This is a genomic window from Uliginosibacterium aquaticum (assembly GCF_012972705.2).
GTDB classification, from domain to species: domain Bacteria; phylum Pseudomonadota; class Gammaproteobacteria; order Burkholderiales; family Rhodocyclaceae; genus Uliginosibacterium; species Uliginosibacterium aquaticum.
In genome coordinates this window covers 696,869-715,536 of the sequence record NZ_JABCSC020000001.1, presented here as the reverse complement: position 1 = coordinate 715,536, position 18,668 = coordinate 696,869, and the positions used below count along the sequence as shown (strand labels likewise).

The 18,668-nt window shown below is 58.0% G+C and carries 15 protein-coding genes; all 15 read right to left on the bottom strand.

All coding sequences use genetic code 11. The features are described from left to right. Window positions 1–4: 4 nt before the first annotated feature. Window positions 5–1,000 (bottom strand): acyltransferase family protein, encoded by a 996-nt coding sequence (locus HJ583_RS03275; RefSeq protein WP_170020454.1) that lies wholly within the window; start codon window positions 998–1,000, stop codon window positions 5–7. Then, window positions 993–2,297 (bottom strand): VpsF family polysaccharide biosynthesis protein, encoded by a 1,305-nt coding sequence (locus HJ583_RS03270; RefSeq protein WP_235943742.1) that lies wholly within the window; start codon window positions 2,295–2,297, stop codon window positions 993–995. The genes HJ583_RS03275 and HJ583_RS03270 overlap by 8 nt, the downstream gene beginning before the upstream one ends. A 10-nt stretch (window positions 2,298–2,307) precedes the next feature. After that, on the bottom strand, window positions 2,308–3,744 hold the full coding sequence (locus HJ583_RS03265; RefSeq protein ID WP_170020450.1) for a lipopolysaccharide biosynthesis protein: 1,437 nt from the start codon (window positions 3,742–3,744) through the stop codon (window positions 2,308–2,310). A gap of 122 nt (window positions 3,745–3,866) precedes the next feature. Beyond that, on the bottom strand, window positions 3,867–4,961 hold the full coding sequence (locus HJ583_RS03260) for an acyltransferase family protein (RefSeq protein ID WP_170020447.1): 1,095 nt from the start codon (window positions 4,959–4,961) through the stop codon (window positions 3,867–3,869). 58 nt (window positions 4,962–5,019) lie between these two features. Then, on the bottom strand, window positions 5,020–6,234 hold the full coding sequence (locus tag HJ583_RS03255; RefSeq protein WP_170020445.1) for a glycosyltransferase family 4 protein: 1,215 nt from the start codon (window positions 6,232–6,234) through the stop codon (window positions 5,020–5,022). Window positions 6,235–6,257: 23 nt separating this feature from the next. After that, complete coding sequence (locus HJ583_RS19030; RefSeq protein WP_170020443.1) at window positions 6,258–7,364, bottom strand: glycosyltransferase family 4 protein; 1,107 nt, start codon at window positions 7,362–7,364, stop codon at window positions 6,258–6,260. Then, on the bottom strand, window positions 7,364–8,446 hold the full coding sequence (locus HJ583_RS03245; RefSeq protein WP_170020441.1) for a glycosyltransferase: 1,083 nt from the start codon (window positions 8,444–8,446) through the stop codon (window positions 7,364–7,366). Before HJ583_RS03245 ends, HJ583_RS19030 begins: the two co-directional genes overlap by 1 nt. Next, entirely contained in the window at window positions 8,443–9,177 is a 735-nt protein-coding gene (locus tag HJ583_RS03240) for a WecB/TagA/CpsF family glycosyltransferase (protein WP_170020439.1), read from the bottom strand. Before HJ583_RS03240 ends, HJ583_RS03245 begins: the two co-directional genes overlap by 4 nt. A gap of 136 nt (window positions 9,178–9,313) precedes the next feature. After that, on the bottom strand, window positions 9,314–10,750 hold the full coding sequence (locus tag HJ583_RS03235) for a mannose-1-phosphate guanylyltransferase/mannose-6-phosphate isomerase (protein ID WP_170020437.1): 1,437 nt from the start codon (window positions 10,748–10,750) through the stop codon (window positions 9,314–9,316). A 136-nt stretch (window positions 10,751–10,886) separates the two neighbouring features. Further along, window positions 10,887–11,078 (bottom strand): hypothetical protein, encoded by a 192-nt coding sequence (locus tag HJ583_RS03230; RefSeq protein ID WP_170020435.1) that lies wholly within the window; start codon window positions 11,076–11,078, stop codon window positions 10,887–10,889. 1,536 nt (window positions 11,079–12,614) lie between these two features. Further along, entirely contained in the window at window positions 12,615–13,064 is a 450-nt protein-coding gene (locus tag HJ583_RS03225; protein ID WP_170020433.1) for an REP-associated tyrosine transposase, read from the bottom strand. A 663-nt stretch (window positions 13,065–13,727) separates the two neighbouring features. Then, complete coding sequence (locus HJ583_RS03220; protein ID WP_170021308.1) at window positions 13,728–14,819, bottom strand: GDP-L-fucose synthase family protein; 1,092 nt, start codon at window positions 14,817–14,819, stop codon at window positions 13,728–13,730. Between the two features lie 599 nt (window positions 14,820–15,418). Beyond that, window positions 15,419–15,787: a VanZ family protein gene (locus HJ583_RS03215; protein ID WP_170020431.1), complete on the bottom strand. Its 369-nt coding sequence runs from the start codon at window positions 15,785–15,787 to the stop codon at window positions 15,419–15,421. Between the two features lie 271 nt (window positions 15,788–16,058). Further along, window positions 16,059–17,462, bottom strand: a complete 1,404-nt coding sequence (locus tag HJ583_RS03210; RefSeq protein WP_170020429.1) for an undecaprenyl-phosphate glucose phosphotransferase — start codon at window positions 17,460–17,462, stop codon at window positions 16,059–16,061. A gap of 68 nt (window positions 17,463–17,530) precedes the next feature. Then, window positions 17,531–18,325, bottom strand: a complete 795-nt coding sequence (gene rsmA / locus HJ583_RS03205; RefSeq protein ID WP_170020427.1) for a 16S rRNA (adenine(1518)-N(6)/adenine(1519)-N(6))-dimethyltransferase RsmA — start codon at window positions 18,323–18,325, stop codon at window positions 17,531–17,533. Between the last annotated feature and the right edge of the window lie 343 nt (window positions 18,326–18,668).

The window sequence follows — 18,668 nt, the reverse complement described above, 5'->3', positions numbered from 1 at the left end:
ACGGTTACCTCAATGACCAGCGGCGAAAATCAAATAGAAAATCAATTCTTTCTTTCAACAAGGCACGAATCACGCACGGAACACCCACACCAATCACGCACCCCATAAAAAGATGAAGCCACGCCGTGTTGACACCCAGAACCTTGGCTAAAACAATCCGGAATCCGGAAGCAAAAACAACGTGCATCAGATAAATATAAAGGGAGTTCAACCCCAGAAATGCCAGGCACTTCGCCAACCTCCCTCGCGACAAAAACGAAAAAATAAAAACAGCCTGCGAACATACCAAAGCCACAAGCAACGCAGCCCAGGCGCGCCCGGATTCCGAAACCACCACCCCAGAGATACCCCACCCCTGCAAAGCAATGCTCGCGGCCAAGACCAGCAGCCCATAGCGGGAGACTTCGGAAATGGCATCAGGCCGACGAGAAAGCACCACTCCGAAAAAGAAATAAAAGAAATATCCGCACACATACTTAAGCGGCGGGCAGGACTGAGAAACAGGGCCATAGACAACAGCCAGCGCAGAAAGAGCCAGGAAAGCAGCCATGGTCTTGCCTGATGGCTTAAAAACCATCAACAAAACGGCAGTTAAATTCAAAAAAAACAGCGCATACAAATACCAGAAGTGTTGGCGAGGAAAAATCAAAGACCAAGCAACTTCTGACCAGAGCACGGGAAAATTCTTGTACTGGGAGATGCTAACCTCTACCGCCCCCTGAAAAATGGACCACACCACGAACGGATACAAAAGTGAAGCAGCACGATTAAAAACAAGGCGCCAACCATGCCGAAAAAAACTTTTCTCAAACAAAACCCCTGAAATAATAAAGAAAAGCGGCATATGAAATGAGTAAACAATAGAATCCACGGCTTGAAACCAGGCATCAGCAGCCATTAGATCCGCATTAACCAAACCTCGCGCAACATGTCCGTAAACAACAAGAAGTATTCCAACCCCCTTGGCACAATCGATCCACCGTATTTTTTCTTCAAGCACTGAGACTCTCCTCAACGCCACCCGACCGACGACTGCACAGCATAAAAACAAAAACAATCATCAAAAAAGAAAAAGCAGTCGACTTCACGGTTAGGCCGACACCTGAAGAAATAGCGAAGAAAAAGAAGGTGATAGGCCACCACGCCAGAGATGAATAAGTCTCCGCGCACAAGCACAAGGCGCGCCAACATCCTATAAAAATAAATACGCTTGCCAGTGCACCATAAATCAGGAGCATTCCTACCCAAAAAATCTCAATGCCGTAAATGGTTCCAAACACCACCTGCCGGTAAGGAAGTAGCCCTTTAAAATCCCCAAAGAACAACTCCAACCAAGAGGTGTCCGCAACAATCTCAAGCGCAGAAAACCGGGTCTGCCCACTCCCTTTGTCGTCCTGCAGCCGCTCAAGCAAAGGATCCAGCATGCCAGCCTGATACGCCCAGAGTGCTGCGCATAGCAGCGCAAAGACAGCACACAACACTTTGAAGAGATCGATGCGGTTGTCTGTTTTCCCCGAGAAATCGAGCCACAGCCGGGCCAGGCTCATCAACAACACGAAGAGGATGGTTGCAAAAATACTGGTGCGGCCACCGAACAGGGGCATCACGGCCAGGCAATGCAGAAGCGTGAAGATCTGCAGGCGACTCGCCCGACGAAAACAGATCAGGGCATACACCGCCACTACCACAAGGCCGCAGGCAAGGGTTGCGGCCAGGGGGTGGCCAAACAGGCCTGAAGCGCGCCACTCCCCCCATTCAGACACATCAAGTTCTGCCCCGGAACCGGTGTAATCAAGCAATACCGGCGGCACGAGTGCGGAGCCCTGCACAAACTCGATCACCCCCATGATGGAATTCACCAGCATTAGTGCATGCAATAGATATTCCAGCCGCAGGGCCTGGCTGCGGTTCATCTGAAGCAGGAGCGCCAGCAGCAAGACGGGCGTCAGCCAGCTGACGATCAGACCAGAGAGCGGCTGCTTCAATACCAGCTGGGCATAAACAATCGCCAGAAGGCTGCAACACAGGCTGGTGAAGATGGCCGGCTGCAACAAACCCGCCTGCAAGCGCTGGGCGCCATTTCGATAGCCCAGCAGCGACAGCAAAGCTGCGATCAGGGTAAAGGTGGAGGGGTGAATCTTTTCTATCGGGTTCCCGCCCAGCCCGGCGTAGTTGTAACCCCAAAGCGCCAAAAGATTGCCGGAAGCACCGATGATCAGGGCTACGGACAAGAGCAGCAAAAAGTAAGGCAGGAAGGGCAAGCCCCCTTTGTACAAAAAGGGCTGTTGGGGATTCATATTCACGTCGTCAACTCCGGGCGGGCGCTCGCCGCTGTTGCAGCATGGAACGGAGCATGCGGTGGTAGGCGAGCATCATGGCCAGCACATAAGCCAGCCCGCCCACCATGATGTTGCCGGCAAGATTCAGCAGGCGCTCTGCCAGCACCGGCTTGATCAGAATGGCGCCGGCCATCACCGCACAGCAGGCGCTAACCTTCAGACAATGCGCGGTGGGAAATTGCAGCTCGCGCCTGCCCACCAGATAAAAAAGCATGGCTCCGGCTACGCCAGATGCAGCCAGCGCCATGGCCACAACGCCGCCCGATAGCCCCCACAAAGCCATGCACGGAAAAAACAAAGCGAAGGTCAGCACAACCAGGCTCACATCCACAAGAACAAGCGGGCGCGGGCGCACGGTGACCAGAAAATAGTGGTTCAGGTAGTTGTAGATGAAGGCGAACATCCCGCCGCTGATCAATGCCCAAGGAAGGATGGCCTGGGTGCTCTGCTGAAAATCTGAAGAAACGGCGAGACGGATGAGGTCCGGGCTCACCAGATGCAAACCGAGCAGGCTGGGCAGCATCACAGCCAGCAACAAGGCGCAGTTATCAGCCAACTGCTGCATGGAACGCTCAAGGCCAGACTCCTGCATGCGCCGGATCGCCATGGGCAAAGCCGCTGCCGTGACTAGCATGGCGGCGATAGCGGCTGCGCGCTGACCGAGGCCGAACCCCACTGCGAACTGGCCAGCGGCAGCCAAGCCAAGGCGGTAGTCAACCAGATAGCGCGTGAGATTGACAGCCAGCCAGGCCAGCACACCGGAGAGCAGTAGAGGCGCGCCATACTCAAAGGCTTGACGCAGAATCGGTCGATCAAAACCATTATCAACACCGACCCAAGAAGCACGCCTAAGCGAATACACCCCCCCTAGCGCTTCCCCAGCGGCATAACCCAGCACGGGGAAGGCGGGATTGTCGCCATAGGCGAGCAGCATTGCGCAGCCGAGCCCAAGGCCCAGCACTGGCCCGCAAAGGGAGAGCACGTTGTAATCCAGCGCCCGGCCAAGAGCTGCCGCCACGGTAGCCTGATGCTGATTGATGCCCCTGAGCGCAACAAAGGCCGCAGTGCCCAGCACCAGCAAGCCGGATGGCTGGGCAGAGACTAGCCAGACTAGCAAACACAGCGCAAACACCATCTGCGCGACGGCCGAGACAGCAAGAACACGGACAGATGTGCTGGCGAAGCGTTCGATTGCCGCACCCTGCTCGCCCACGAAACGCAAGGCATATTGCGACCACCAACCCAAAAAGAGCGCGCGGACCAGTTCCTGCTGCCCGGTGATCAGCGTGGCGGCACCAATCGTGTCGGAACTGGCGATATGCGTCCAGATCAGTACTGAAGCGAATTGCGCCAGCGGACTCAGCAGCTGAGCCGGGAGCGTCTGCAGGGTTCTACGGATCAGCATTTACGAGTAACCATACAAAAATTACAAAAACAAACCCCTAAAAATTTAAACAAAAATTTCGAAGCCCGGACAAAAATCAACCGGAGGAGAAAAATTAACTCGCAAAAATATCAAACAAAATTTTAACCTTCCCTCTCCATCAGATGGCTTCTCAAAAACCCCTGCACAGGCTTCTCAAACAAATAGTAAACCGGAACAGATAAACAAAAAACGCCAAATATATAAACAAAAAAAACCAACCCACTCCACACCTTCCAAACACCACAAAAAAAATAATCACAAACAATAACAATAAGAAGCTGAAAAGGGAAGTGGATCAGGTAGCTCGAATAAGTTAAATTCCCAAGAAACTCAAAAACCTTATGAACCCCCCTATGAATCCACCAGCCTTCTGAAAATGAAACAAGAACAAAGAAGCAAGAGACCATAACACCATAATAACCACTACCAACATCACGCTGATTAGCAACATATGCAACGCTCGCCAGCGCCAAAAGCACATGAACTGTATTTGGCAATCCTTTTAACCACCTCCATTGATCACCACTTAAAAAAAGCACCGCAAGCCCACCAACATAAAAAAAAGAAAAACATTCAACAACAGGATTTATAACCCCCAACGCCCTAGCCACAACAGACAACAAAATTAATGCAAAAACAACCCTAAAAGACCTCCCGACAAACAGACTAACAAAATAAAACACGAAATACACAAACACTTCAACAGACACAGACCAAATAGACCCATTAAAACTCAGCCCTGGATTAAAAGCCCAATTACTAGCCATAAACAATTGCAATAAAAAATGCTTCAAATCATTGTTTTGATATACAAAATAGCCAGAGTTATAGTGAAAATAAAAAGCCTGAAGAAGTAAAACCAACAACAAAGTTGCAAAATGCAGAGGATAGAGTCTAGAAAACCTCAACACAAAAAACCGCCACGCCCCAACACGCCTCGCACCGATATCTTCAGAGTATTTCCAAAAGAAAACAAATCCACTCAGTGCCCAGAAATAACGAACAGCTTGATGCCCGCTTGTATAAAAGTAGTGAAAAACAGAATTCAGGGGCTGCTCACCAACAGCAAACGCCGAAGCTCCAGGAAGCTCAAAAAAATGCTGGAAATGCCAAACTAGGACAGATAGCGCGCATAAAAAACGAACAACCTCCAATCCGATAAATTTATTTCCAGAAACATCCAAATTTTTTTCCACTTTTTCCCCGCGGGACCTCGGTTAACAAAAACAAAAGATCTCGAGAAAAACAAAATATTCAGGCAGATCGAACGAGAGAAGCATGGCGAGCATACAGAACACCCATCTGACGGCTGGCCTTGTAGGGCACCACACGTTCGCTCACAGCCTGAGGCTCAAGCTCCCCGGTACGAATCCGGCTCCAGTAGCGAAGCAACTCGTTCGCCAGGGCCTGCGCAAGCTCGGCACTGTCGTTGTTGCCCGGCAGCACGGTGCCACTGACGTCGTCCCTGATCACGAGATGCATCTGCGGCAGATGGATGGAGCACACCGGGCGGCCTGAACACAGCGCTTCGAGCACATAGACCGGCATGCCTTCGAAGGTGGAGGTCACCAGCCCCAGATGCCAGCCTCGCCAGAGCTCGGCAATCTGGGCGGAGTTCTTGAAGCCATGCCGCGTGGTGATGCCGGCGATGGCGGCGAACTCGGGAAAATCGGTGGGGTCAGCCGCGCCCACGTAGTGGAAGCGCGCGCCGGCCGGCGCCAGTTCGTCCACGCGCCGGATCACGTCGAACATCATGCCGGGCCGCTTGAAGTGGTCCAGCCTTCCGACGAATGCGATCTGCACTGGCCCATCAAGCTGGAGATAGGGCGTTGGCTGGAAGAGCCGGTCGTCGACGCTGACGGTCATGAATTCGGTTTTGCCTGCAGCGCCCTTGATTTCCTTGCGGATCCGCTCGGTCTGCTCCTTGTTTACCGAATAGACGTGCGCGGCGTGCCGAACGGCGTGGCCTTCGTTGAAGCGATGGAGGTAAGGGTATTTCGACAGTAGCGAATCCATGGGCTGATCGGGCCGCATGTCGCCGTGTGTGGTGAGTACGTAGGGCACGCCGATCAGCTGGCACAGCCATGAGTATTCGTAGCGCTGGATATCAAGCGTGGCAGGCATCTCTCTGGCAAGCGCGCGGATGCGAGGCAGGTAGCGAAGCACGTTCTTGAAGAAGTTCAGGGTGACGGATTGCAGCAGGCGCTTGGCGGCGCTGTTCACCGCTACCGTGTGGCAGTGCATGATGGGCATGAACCAGTAGCTGCCGGCTTCGTCCTGGATTTCGACGAGTTCGCCGAGCTTGCGCTGCCCGCTGTCGTCCACGCCGATCAGAATGACGCGCAGGTCAGCGGGGCGATAGCGAATGACCTGGCGGACATGTGTTTCGATTCCGCCAACCTTGCTGCCGAAGGGGTCCAGCGCATGGAGGGCGATCAGGGTGCTGCGAAAATTCGTTGAGGTGTTCATGCTCTGATTCTCAGATACGGTGTTCAGGCTGCCCGGGGCTTGATGCAGCTGGCAATCAGCTCGCCGGTTTCGCTTGCGGCTTTCTGCCAGCTGAAGCGGGAGGCATTGACTCGTGCTTTCCGGGAGAGGTCGGCAAAGAGCGCGTCGTCGTCATGCAGGGTTTTCATGCAATGTGCGAGCGCATTGGCGTCTCCCACCGGGAAGTAGAGCGCCCCCTCGCCCGCTACTTCGCGCAGCACGGGAATGTCGCTGGCGATGACGGGAAGCCCGTGGCACTGGGCTTCAAGCACCGGCAGGCCGAAACCTTCATAGTGCGATGGGAAGGCAAGGTAGCGCGCAGAGGCATATAGCTCGCTCAGACGGGGCGCTGACACGTAGCCAAGCGACTCCGGAAACACGCCTCCACCTTCAATCTTCGCTGCGTAGGCAGGAAACCGGCCCTGGTCATCGCTGCCGACATGATGGACCGGCAGCGGGCACCCCTCGCGCGCAAGCAGCGTCATTGCTTCAACAAGGGTGTGTGCACCCTTGTTGGGAGATACGTTGGCAACAAAGAGCCCGTAGCGGTCGGGTGCGCGGAAAGCCGTAGTGCTGACTTCAAGACACGGCGCTTCAAGCACGACGCGCGTCTTGCCCGCAAAGGATGGGTGGAAACGCTGCACATCGCGCTGCGTATTGGCCGAGACACAAAGGACGGCAGCGCTGCTTCGGCCCGCGAGCGGGAAAAACAAATTCCACCAGAGGCGGTGGTGCCATTTGTAGGAGGCGGGGGAGACGTCGAAGTAGAGATCGTGCGCGACGAAAATTTTCGGCGCGGTAGTGAGCACGCCACCAACGGGGTTGGAGTTGAATACCAGGTCTGCACGGTAGCGGCGAACCCGACCATGCAGCAGCACGTTCTGACGCAGGATGTTCAAGGGCTGCGAGGCAATGAAGGGATGCTCTTCAACGACAATGGTCGAGTTCCGTATTTCGGCTGGCAGCTGCTCGCGCTGCCAGCAGGTCAACAGAACAATATGGAAACGATCCTCCCGAATCATGGCCTTGAGCAGGGAGAACAGGTAGTTGCTGATGCCGGATATCCGGTTGCCCGGCTCGAGCAGATGATTGACCAATAGCGTGGGCTTCATCAGGCGCCACCGTTCAAGGCCAATGGCCGGCGCATGAAGGCACGGAAGGCCTCCATGTCTGCATCAGCAAGCTGGTTCCAGTTTTGCGTGGCGTGCTTTGCCCGGGCAAGACTGCCATTGAAAAACCCGGGAGCCTCCAGCACTTCGGCAAGCTTCGCGCACGCTTGCTCCAGCGAGGTGTTCGGGATGAATGTGCTTGATGCCAGACTGGCGACTTCCCGGAACACCGGAATATCTGAAACAACCATCGGGATGCCACTGTAGAGCACTTCAAGCAAAGGAAGCCCCAGCCCTTCATCAAGGGAAGTGCACAAGAATGCATGGCTCTGCCCAACCAGGTCGCGCAGAGCGGAAACCGAGAGGTAGCCGTGGTAGTGGACGTGCGGGAAGCTTACGAGCTTGTCTGCGATATTCCCCCAGCCCTCACGACCCGAAATATGCAATTCAACAGACCGCTTGATCTTGAGCGCCAAGGCGCCGGTAAGCTCGGCCGCATATTCGTAGTTCTTGCGCGGCTCAAGCGTGCCAAGCATGACAAACCTGAGCGGAGCATTGTCCGCAGGCATGTGACGCTCGATTTCTTCAAAACCAAAGACATTCTCGGCGCGCGGCCGAAGGGTCATGATGTTTGCGTCTGCCCTGCACTCCTTGCGCAGATTGGCTTCCGTGGTTTTCGAGTTCACGAAAAAATTGCGCAGGTGCCGGATTGCGTAAATGAAGGACGGACGCATGTAGAGGCGCGCACGGATGTTCAGCTCATCCAGCCTCTCAAGCAGAAACAGATCGTGGATATAGGGAATGACTCGTTTTCCGAACAGCATGCTTGCTGCAATGCTGGGAGGAAACCCCGGAAAAAGGAGTTTTGCATCCGGATTGCGGGATGCCAGCCACGGAATTTCAAGCCACTGTGCGCGAATCATCCCCAGCGCTGAGGCGTGCGACGTATGAAGAACGTCAAATTCTGCCAAGGCATCTGGGGAAAAGAGATCTGCAGATATACGCTCGATGCCGGTGATCTTTCGCCCCATGTGCGAGTAATCAACCAGGGCTGACGGAGAAGCGTTCGACTGGTTTTTGCTCATTCCGGAACGCCCTTCTTTTGCCTGACAAATTCCCTGGCCGCGTAATAAAAGAACTTCCAGGAATTAACCAGATACCGTTTCGCCAGCCGACGCGGCTCTGAGCAAAGGCGCCAGATCCATTCAAGGCCGTATTTCTGCATCCACTCAGGCGCCCGGACGAGATTTCCACTGAAAAACTCAATCCCGGCGCCGAAACACAAAACACAGACGTTAGCTAGCCTTGCTCTATTCCGGTATGACCATATTTCAGACTTAGGCGCACCAACCCCCATGAATAAATGGGTAGCGCGAACACGGCCAAGATCAGCCAAGAGCTGATCCGAGAACTCTTCATTCCGCTCGAAGCCAAACGGAGGTACTTTTACAATAAAACAGGACTGCTCAAAACCGCGCTGTTCAAGCCAGGCCTCAAGATGCGAGCGAGTATGTTCGGTCGCAACGAGAAAACATGGGCGATGCTTTTGTGGATAAAGCGCCTGCATGATCTCAGGAAAAAGATCTGCCCCTGTAACGCGCTCAGGGATATCAACCCCTGTGAGCTTCAGGAATTTGGCAACAGGAAAACCATCAACGGTCAGCTTCCAGGCGTACTCGCAAGCACTCCTGTAGTCCGGATTTTCGTGGAGTGTTATGACATGGTCGACGTTCGGAGTAATTAGCAGGCGACACTCGAAAACTTGGCCGAGCTGACAGGAAACAACGTCTGCTACAACCTCAGAGCGGGTCTGCATACCGAACCTCAGTCCGAATACCGGTTTGCTTTTTTGGCAGTCATGAAGGATTTGCATACGCGGCAATTGATTCCGAACAGGATCAAAAAAGAAAAGGGGAGGCTAAGCCCCCCTCTTGATTCAAGCTGAGGCAGCGTCAGCTTCGGCCATAGGTGTCTTCAAAGCGCACGATGTCGTCTTCGCCCAGATAGGAGCCGGACTGCACTTCGATGATCTCCAGCGGCAGCTTGCCGGGGTTGGCGAGGCGGTGCACATGGCCCAGCGGGATGTAGGTGGATTCGTTTTCACCGAGCAGCAGGGTTTGCTCACCATTCACCACTTCGGCTGTGCCGCTCACCACGATCCAGTGTTCGGCGCGGTGGTGGTGCATCTGCAGGCTCAACGTAGCGCCGGGATTGACGACGATGCGCTTGACCTGGAAGCGCGGGCCCATGTCGATGCTGTCGTACCAGCCCCAGGGGCGGTAGACCTTACGGTGGCTGGCAGCGAGGGTTTTGCCCTCGGCCTTGATGCGGCTGACGATGGCTTTGACGTCCTGAGCGCGGGATTTGTCGGCGACCATGACGGCGTCCGGGGTCTCAACGACGATCAGGTCTTTGATGCCGACGGTGGCAACGAGGCGGCTCTGAGCGAAGACGAGGCTGTCGTGGGTGTCTTCGAGCATCACGTCACCCTGGGTGGCGTTGCCCTCGGCGTCTTTGGTGCTGACGCTCCAGAGGGCGTCCCAGGCGCCGACGTCGCTCCAGCCAGCGTCCATGGGGACGACGACGGGCTGACCGAGTTCGGGATGGGCGCCGAGTTGTTCCATGACGGCGTAGTCGATGGAGTTCGACGGGCAGGCGGTGAAGGCGGTTTTGTCGACGCGGATGAAGTCGCTGTCGCGCTTGGCACCATCAACAGCAGTCTGGCAGGCGGTGGCCATGTCGGGCTGGAGGGCGGCGAGGGCCTTGAGCCAGACGCTGGCGCGCATCATGAAGATGCCGGCGTTCCAGAGGTACTGGCCGCTGGCGACGTATTCGGCGGCACGGGCGGCATCGGGCTTTTCGACGAAGGCGGCGAGCTTGCGGGCGCTGCTGGCCGCGGGCATCACTTCGCCGGTGCGCAGGTAGCCGTAGCCGGTTTCGGGGCGATCCGGAACGATGCCGAAGGTGACGAGTGCGCCGGCTTCGGCCTGCTTGAGGCCTTCTGCCATGGAAGCGAGGAAGGCGGGGCCGTTGGTGACGATCTGGTCGGCGGGCATCACGAGCAGGATCGGGTCTCCGCCTTCTTGGGTGGCGACCAGCGCGGCGAGCTGCATGGCGGGGGCGGTGTTGCGGCCCACCGGTTCGAGCACAATGCGATCCGAGCCCTTGCCAATCTGGCGCATCTGCTCGGCGATGATGAAGCGGTGCTCTTCGTTGGTGACGACGATCGGCTTGGCAATCTCGGCGGCAAAGCCTTCGAGGCGACGCGCGGTGATCTGCAGCAGGGATTCCGGGCCCGTCAGCGGCAGCAGCTGTTTGGGGTAGGTTTCGCGGGAGGCTGGCCACAGGCGGGTGCCGGAACCACCAGAGAGAATGACGGGCTGGAGCATGGCTAGAAATTCCTGAGAAAACGATGAGGGCCTGATTATCGGCCAGAAGCCAGAGTGCTTAGTTCAGGGGCGATGACTATGGATTAAAAGCCATGCAAAGGCCGGGCCAAATGCCGCCACCCGGCGCCTTTACCTCTTAGTTGCTGCGCGCCTTGAATTCGACCAGTTCACTCAGCGCCGTGCTCCCCAGCGCAGCCGAAGCAGTGGCAAGCGGCTCGGCGCTTGCAATCGTGCTGGGTGCATCCTGCTTGCTCGCCATGAGGCCAGAAGAAAGCATGAGCCCCAGGCTGGCGAGGCAAACCACTGCGCAACGGATGTAGAGATTCATGATGTTTCCCCGGGCATTGCTGATTTCTGTTCTGTAGTGCTTTGTGCAGAGCAATAAACATGCGCACAAGGAGTGCTCACTCGCTCGGCAACTTCGCCCCCTTAATCGCAGCAAATGGCTGTTATCAGGGTTTGTGCGGATGTTACGGCGGGCATGTTGCGGGTGCGTGAGAAGTGGTTCTCAGTTGACGCCAAGAGCCTGAATTTTTTACTCAGGAATGCGGCAAATGTCACAGCTTCGAAGTTATTCCCGGCTCAAGGTGGGCTAATGGAAGCTGCTGATTTTTCGGGGGATATGCCCTTTGGGGGAAGTGCCAGACGATGGAAGATCGAAGGCGGCGCACCGCAGCGGGGCAGAACGATGCTTGATGGTATGCGTGGGTGCGGTTTGAGCCGGAAACAGGGCCCGACGCGTTCCGTAGGTGCGGCTTTAGCCGCATGAACCCACGCCACCCCGGGCCCAGCCGGCTGAAGCCGGCCCTACAAACCCTCACCCATGCCAGCCCGATGACTTTCGTGGGTGTGGCTTGAGCTGCGAACAAGGGCCCGACGTGTTCCGTAGGTGCGGCTTCAGCCGCATGACCCCCGCACCACCCCGGGCCCCGCCGGCTGAAGCCGGCCCTACAAACCCTCACCCATGCCAGCCCGATGACTTTCGTGGGTGTGGCTTGAGCTGCGAACAAGGGCCCGACGTGTTCCGTAGGTGCGGCTTCAGCCGCATAAACCCACGCCACCCGGGCCCCGCCGGCTGAAGCCGGCCCTACAAAACCCTCACCCATGCCAGTCCGATGATTTCCGTGGGTGTGGCTTGAGCTGCGAACAAGGGCCCGACGTGTTCCGTAGGTGCGCCTTCAGCCGCATGAACCCACGCCACCCCGGGCCCAGCCGGCTGACGCCGGCCCTACAAACCCTCACCCATGCCAGTCCGATGATTTCGTGGGTGTGGCTTGCGCTGCGAACAAGGGCCCGACGTGTTCCGTAGGTGCGGCTTCAGCCGCATGACCCCCGCACCGCCCCGGGCCCAGCCGGCTGAAGCCGGCCCTACAAACCCTCACCCATGCCAGCCCGATGACTTTCGTGGGTGTGGCTTGAGTTGCGAACAAGGGCCCGACGTGTTCCGTAGGTACGGCTTCAGCCGCATGAACCCACGCCACCCCGGGCCCCGCCGGCTGAAGCCGGCCCTACAAACCCTCCACCCATGCCAGCCCGATGACTTTCGTGGGTGTGGCTTGAGCTGCGAACAAGGGCCCGACGCGTTCCGTAGGTGCGGCTTCAGCCGCATGAACCCTGCATCACCTCGGGCCCCGCCGGCTGAAGCCAGCCCTGCAAACCCTCACCCATGCCAGTCCGATGATTTCGTGGGTGTGACTTGAGTTGCGAACAAGGGCCCGACGTGTTCCGTAGGTGCGGCTTCAGCCGCATGAACCCTGCATCACCTTGGGCCCAGCCGGCTGAAGCCGGCCCTACAAACCCTCCGATGATCCAAATAAGTAGGGCTTCAGCCGCATAAACCACCACCCAAAAAGGGGCCAGCCAGCTAAAGCCAGACGGCATCCCAATGCGGATAGGCCCCTATTTCGCTTGCGAGATTTGCGCGCAATGGGTTGGCGACAATGTAACGAGCCATGGACTGAAGATTCTCGTCGGTACGTGCGGCATGATCGTGAAATGCGCGCTGCCAAACCTTGCCACCTGCGCCATGGATGGCATTGATTTCCCTCGCACTCCGCCCCTTCATACGCCGGATTACTTCACTCAACTCAACGCCCTGACTCAGTTCGAAGAGCCAGTGCAGATGATCTGGCATTACTACCCACGCAAGTGAGCTGACCAAAGCTTGCTCATGCAAGGTTTTCAGGGTTCGTACGACGATCCGGGCGGATTGAAAATCGGCAAATACAGGTCGTCGTGATTCGGTAACCGTGGTGACGAGATAGACGCGCCCGGCTTCGGACGCTCGCCCTTTACGTAGATGGGTATAAGGCATGAGATCTTTTGGCAAACACGGGGGCAAGAGGAAAGGATAGTCGCCCGGCTCACAGCAAAACTGCTACGCCCGCAGGGGTGGGAGGAGGATTGACGCCAGGAGCCCAGAAACCAACGCGGGCAGCTACACGTAGATGCGATTTTAGCTGCCTCAACAAAACAAGGGCCCTATGCGCTCCGTAGGTGCGGCTTCAGCTGCATGAACCCACGCCACCCCGGGCCCCGCCGGCTAAAGCCGGCCCTACAAAACATGCCCCAACAACCCGACGATCTCCGTAGGTTAGGCTCGACACAGCGCCTCACCACAAAGCTAGGGCCCGACGCGTTCCGTAGGTGCGGCTTCAGCCGCATGACCCCTGCACCACCCCGGGCCCAGCCGGCTAAAGCCGGCCCTACAAAACATGCCCCAACAACCCGATGATCTCCGTAGGTTAGGCTCGACACAGCGCCTCACCACAAAGCTAGGGCCCGACGCGTTCCGTAGGTGCGGCTTCAGCCGCATGCCCCCTGCATCACCTCGGCCCCCGCCGGCTGAAGCCGGCCCTACAAAACCCTCACCCATACCCGCTCGATGATTTTCGTAGGTGCGGCTTGAGCCGCGTACCCCCTGCACCACCCCGGGCCCAACCGGCTGAAACCGGCCCATCAAAAGCGCCATGCCGCGTCAGGTGACTGAGCTCTCCGCCAGATAGGCCTCGAACGCCATTCGCACACCTGCTTCAAGGTCAACCTCGGGCAACCAACCCATGTTGCGCAGCCGGGTGCTGTCCATCAATTTGCGAGGGGTGCCATCGGGCTTGGTGGCGTCGAACTCGATGTCGCCCTTGTACCCGACGATCTTGGCGACCTTTTCGGCCATTTCGCGAATGGTGAAGTCCGAGCCGTAACCCACGTTGATGTGGCTGAGCATGGGGCTGGTGTAGGTGTCGTAGATGGCTTTATCTAGATTCATGACGTGGATGCTGGCCTTTGCCATGTCGTCCACGTAAAGGAATTCGCGGTAGGGAGTGCCTGTGCCCCATAGCTGAATGGAGTGCGGATGACGCAGGAAAGCGAGCTCACCCCCTTCGTCATCTCTGAGCAGGCCGAGCATCTGAAGGATATCCACCGGGATTTCGCCATGCGCCTGCTCGTTGGCGACGATGCCGGCGAGATCCCCTTCCATGGACATCTTGGCTAGGTGGAATTTGCGGATCATCGCGGGCAGAACGTGGCTGTTGGCGAGGTGATAGTTGTCACCCGGGCCATACAGATTGGTGGGCATCACGCTGCGGTAGTCGGTGCCGTATTGCCGGTTGTAGCTTTCGCAGATTTTGATGCCGGCGATCTTGGCGATGGCATAAGGTTCGTTGGTAGGCTCCAGCTGGCCGGTAAGCAAAGCTTCTTCGGCCATCGGCTGCTGGGCATGCTTGGGGTAAATGCAACTGGAACCCAGAAACAGAAGCTTGTGAATGCCGGCGCGCCAGGCCTCCTGGATGACGCTGGTTTCGATCATCAGGTTGGAGTAGATGAACTCCGCCGGATAGGCATTGTTGGCGTAGATACCGCCCACTTTGGCTGCTGCCAGATAGATCTGGTCGATGTGCTCGAACTGGAACAGGTGGCGCACGGCGTACTGATCAGTGAGATCAAGCTGCTTGTGGCTCTTTGTGATGATGTTTTCGCGCGGCACGCCTTGAGCAAGGAGCTGGCGAACAATCGCCGAACCGACCATGCCGTTGTGGCCAGCCACGAAAATGCGCGGGTGCGTGTTCATTCCAGTCATGGCGTGAGCTTTCTTCAGTGATTGAGTCTGAATGGCCAGGAGCTGCACTTCACAAAACGGATGGTGACGGCGACGGACTCGTATACGCGGCCACTGTATTTACCCAAGCCCAATGCCATCAAGTTCGTGATTGAAACGTGCCGAATGGCTGCATTTAGAGTGTCCTCCCGCAGGAGACTCGTTTCAGCGCGAAAAAGCAGGTCAAGAGAAGCCCATTTCCAACTTAATGGCTTTCAGCGCCTTGAATAGACGACTTTTGCGGGCGCGCGATGGTTTTGCGGACGTGGTTTGAGCCGCACAAGCGCTTACCAAACAAGAACCGATTCGTTCCGTAGGTGCGGCTTTAGCCGCATGACCCCTGCATCACCTCGGGCCCCGCCGGCTGAAGCCGGCCCTACAAAATCAAAACCGGCCCGACGATCTCCGTAGGTGCGGCTTCAGCCGCATGAGCCCTGCGCCACCTCGGGCCCAGCCGGCTGAAGCCGGCCCTACAAAATCAAAACCAGCCCGACGCATTCTGTAGGTGCGGCTTTAGCCGCATGCCCCCTGCACCACCTCGGGCCCAGCCGGCTGAAGCCGGCCCTACAAGGTCAAACCCGAGCCTGCCGTCGCGCCCGGACCTGTTGCTTGAGGATGCTCGCGAGCAGCACTCCGAGCGCAGCACCGATCAGATCCGCGGTGAGATCGTCGAATCCTGCCTGACGGCCTGGCAGGAACATCTGCTGGAGTTCGTCCGCGGAGCCCAGGGCAAGCGCGGCAAGCACGGCCCAACCCCAGCGCCAGCCGATGCCGGCATGCAGAATGAAGGCAAAGCCTGCGAAGACGGTGGCATGGGCGACCTTATCCCACGGTGGGGTGAAGAGCCCCACGGCATAGGGCTGGGCCCCGCCGATGAAAAGCCCGAGGACAATTGCCAGAGCCGCCAAGGCAGCCAGCAGGCGAAGGAGTTTGTAGGGCATGGACGTGGATTCAGCGGAGGGCATAAGAGGTGGCGGATTTGGGTCGAGTATGCGACGCAAGGATCATGCCCTGCCTCTGTGACGGGCAGGCATTTCACATCCGCTCCGCCCCCGTGATTATTTGCGCGAGTGCGGTGTTTTTCGTAGGTGCGGTTTGGGCCGCAAACAAGGGCAAGACATGTTCCGTAGGTTCGGCTTTAGCCGCATGAGCCCTGCGCCACCCCGGGCCCAGCCGGCTGAAGCCGGCCCTACAAGGTCAAAACCGCGGTGCTTAGTAGGCGGTTTCGTCTTTGGCCATGAGGCCCACCGTACGCAGAATGATTTTGAGATCCAGCGCGAGCGACCAGTGCCGCAGGTAGTGGAGATCGAGGACGATGCGACGCTCCATTTTCTCGAGCGTGTCGGTTTCTCCCCGCGCGCCATTGACCTGCGCCCAGCCGGTAATGCCGGGCCGCACTTTGTGGCGGACCATATAGCCCTTGATGAGCTTGCGGTATTGCTCGTTGTGGGCCACGGCGTGCGGGCGCGGACCGACGATGCTCATGCGGCCCTGCAGGGCATTGATGAACTGTGGGAGCTCGTCGAGCGAGGTTTTGCGCAGGAAGGCGCCAACCCGGGTGATGCGGGCGTCGTTCTTGGTGGCTTGCTTGACGACCGGGCCGTTGTCGGTGGCCGTCATGGAGCGGAATTTGTAGACCAGCACTTCCTTGCCATCCAGGCCGTAACGGCGCTGCTTGAAGATGACCGGGCCGGGAGATGAGAGCTTCACGGCAATCGCGCAGGCAAGCAGCACCGGCGAGATCAGGACGAGGATGATGGACGAGAGGATCACGTCTTCCAGCCGTTTGATCACGCCATTCATGCCCCGGAAAGGGGTGTCGCACACAGCAACGACGGGCATGCCGCCGATCTGCTCGACACGGCCCTGGATGAGGTCGGTGACGAAGAGGTCTGGTGCAAAGTAGATGCTGGCGGTGGTGTCCTTGAGCTGATCGAGCAGTGCGAGGATGCGTGGCTGAGAGGCCATGGGCAGGGCGATGTAGATCTGGTCGATACCTTGCGCCTTGACGAATTGCCCCAGCTCGCTGACGGTGCCGAGCAGCGGAAGATCGCTGGAGCGCGGGCTCATGCGTTCGCGTGGGCGATCATCGAAGAAGCCGCGAAAACGAATGCCGGCGTAGCGGTCGGTTTCGAAATGGCGGGCGAGCTCAACGCCCGTATCGTTGCCGCCAATGATCACTGCGCTGCGCTGGTTGCTGGCGAGTACGCGCTTGAGCATCTGGCGGGCGGCTTCGTGAGCGAGCAGCAAGGCGAGCAAGGTGCCGACCTGCCAGACCGCGATCACGCCCTGATGGTAGTAATGCAGATAGCCGGTGGTGTGGCCGAACACGAGCAGCGTGAAGCACAGCGTGAGCCAGGCCAGCGCGGCTTTGCCGGCCATGCGCCAGCGGTCTTCGGAGATGCGCAGGATGCCCGGGAAGAGCAGCAGGAAGGTCATCAGCGAGAGCGCCAGATAATGGCGGTCGAAGCTCTGGCCGAACCAGGCTACGCTGGCGGCCAGACTGAGCACGGCGATGCAGGGGCCGAGCAGGGTTTCGACGATCCCGACGAGGGGATAGCGGCTGCGAAGACTATCTTCCTGCCCCAGCCAGGAGAAGGAGGCTGCGGTTCTCATTGTGGGTGTTTCCCCGGATTGTTGGTCTGGAGAATGCCACGCAGCGCCGCAAAAGGATTGGAACTATTTCACGCGCCGGCTGATTCCGCGCGGGCGGAGAGGTGGTCGGCCATGCGCACGTATTCGGCGACACCAAGGGTTTCGCCGCGCGCCTGCGGGTTGATACCCAGCGCAACAAAATCTTCATCCGAACACAGCTCGCGCAAGGTGTTGCGCAGCGTCTTGCGGCGCTGGCCGAAGGCGGCGGTCACGATGCGCCCGAGCAGGGCTTCATCGCGACAGGCGCATTCGCTGGCAGGCTTGGGCTGCATGTACACGATGGCCGAGGTGACCTTGGGCGCGGGCTTGAAAGCGGTGGGCGGCACATCGAACAGGCTGGCCATGTTGAAGCGGTATTGCAGCATCACCGAGAGGCGGCCGTAGGCTTCGGTATCAGGCTCGGCCACCATGCGGTCGACGACTTCCTTCTGCAGCATGAAGGTCATGTCGCGTACGCGCTCGGCATAGCTGGCGAAGTGGAACAGCAGCGGCGTGGAGATGTTGTAGGGCAGATTGCCGACGACCCGCAGCGGTGCCGGCAAGGTGCTGAAATCGAACTTGAGTGCGTCGCCTTCATGGATGGTGATCTGTGCCGGCGACCAGGTTTCCTTGAGTCGGGCAATCAGATCACGATCGATCTCGACCACATGCAGATGGCCACAGCCTGCCTGCAGCGGCACGGTGATGGCGCCCAGGCCCGGCCCGATCTCGACGATGTGCTCGCCCTTTTTGGGCGCAATCGCCGTGATGATCTGGCGGATGATGTTGGGGTCAGAGAGGAAGTTCTGCCCGAAGCGTTTGCGGGCGATGTGGCCTTGAGGCATTGGAAATCCTTGGTGATCAGGGCGGGATTCTACCCTGCCCGACGCTGCAGGCCGTAGTTGTGCGGCAGCCGGTCTCAGCAGCGAAGCCCACTCCACTCCGGGCCCTATGCATTTCGTAGGTGCGGCTTCAGCCGCATGCCCCCCGCCACCCCGGGCCCCGCCGGCTGAAGCCGGCCCTACAAAATCAAAACCGGCCCGATGACCTCCGTAGGTGCGGCTTTAGCCGCATGCCCCACACCACCCCGGGCCCCGCCGGCCGAAGCCGGCCCTACAAAATCAAAACCGGCCCGATGAACTCCGTAGGTGCGGCTTTAGCCGCATGCCCCACGCCACCCTGGGCCCC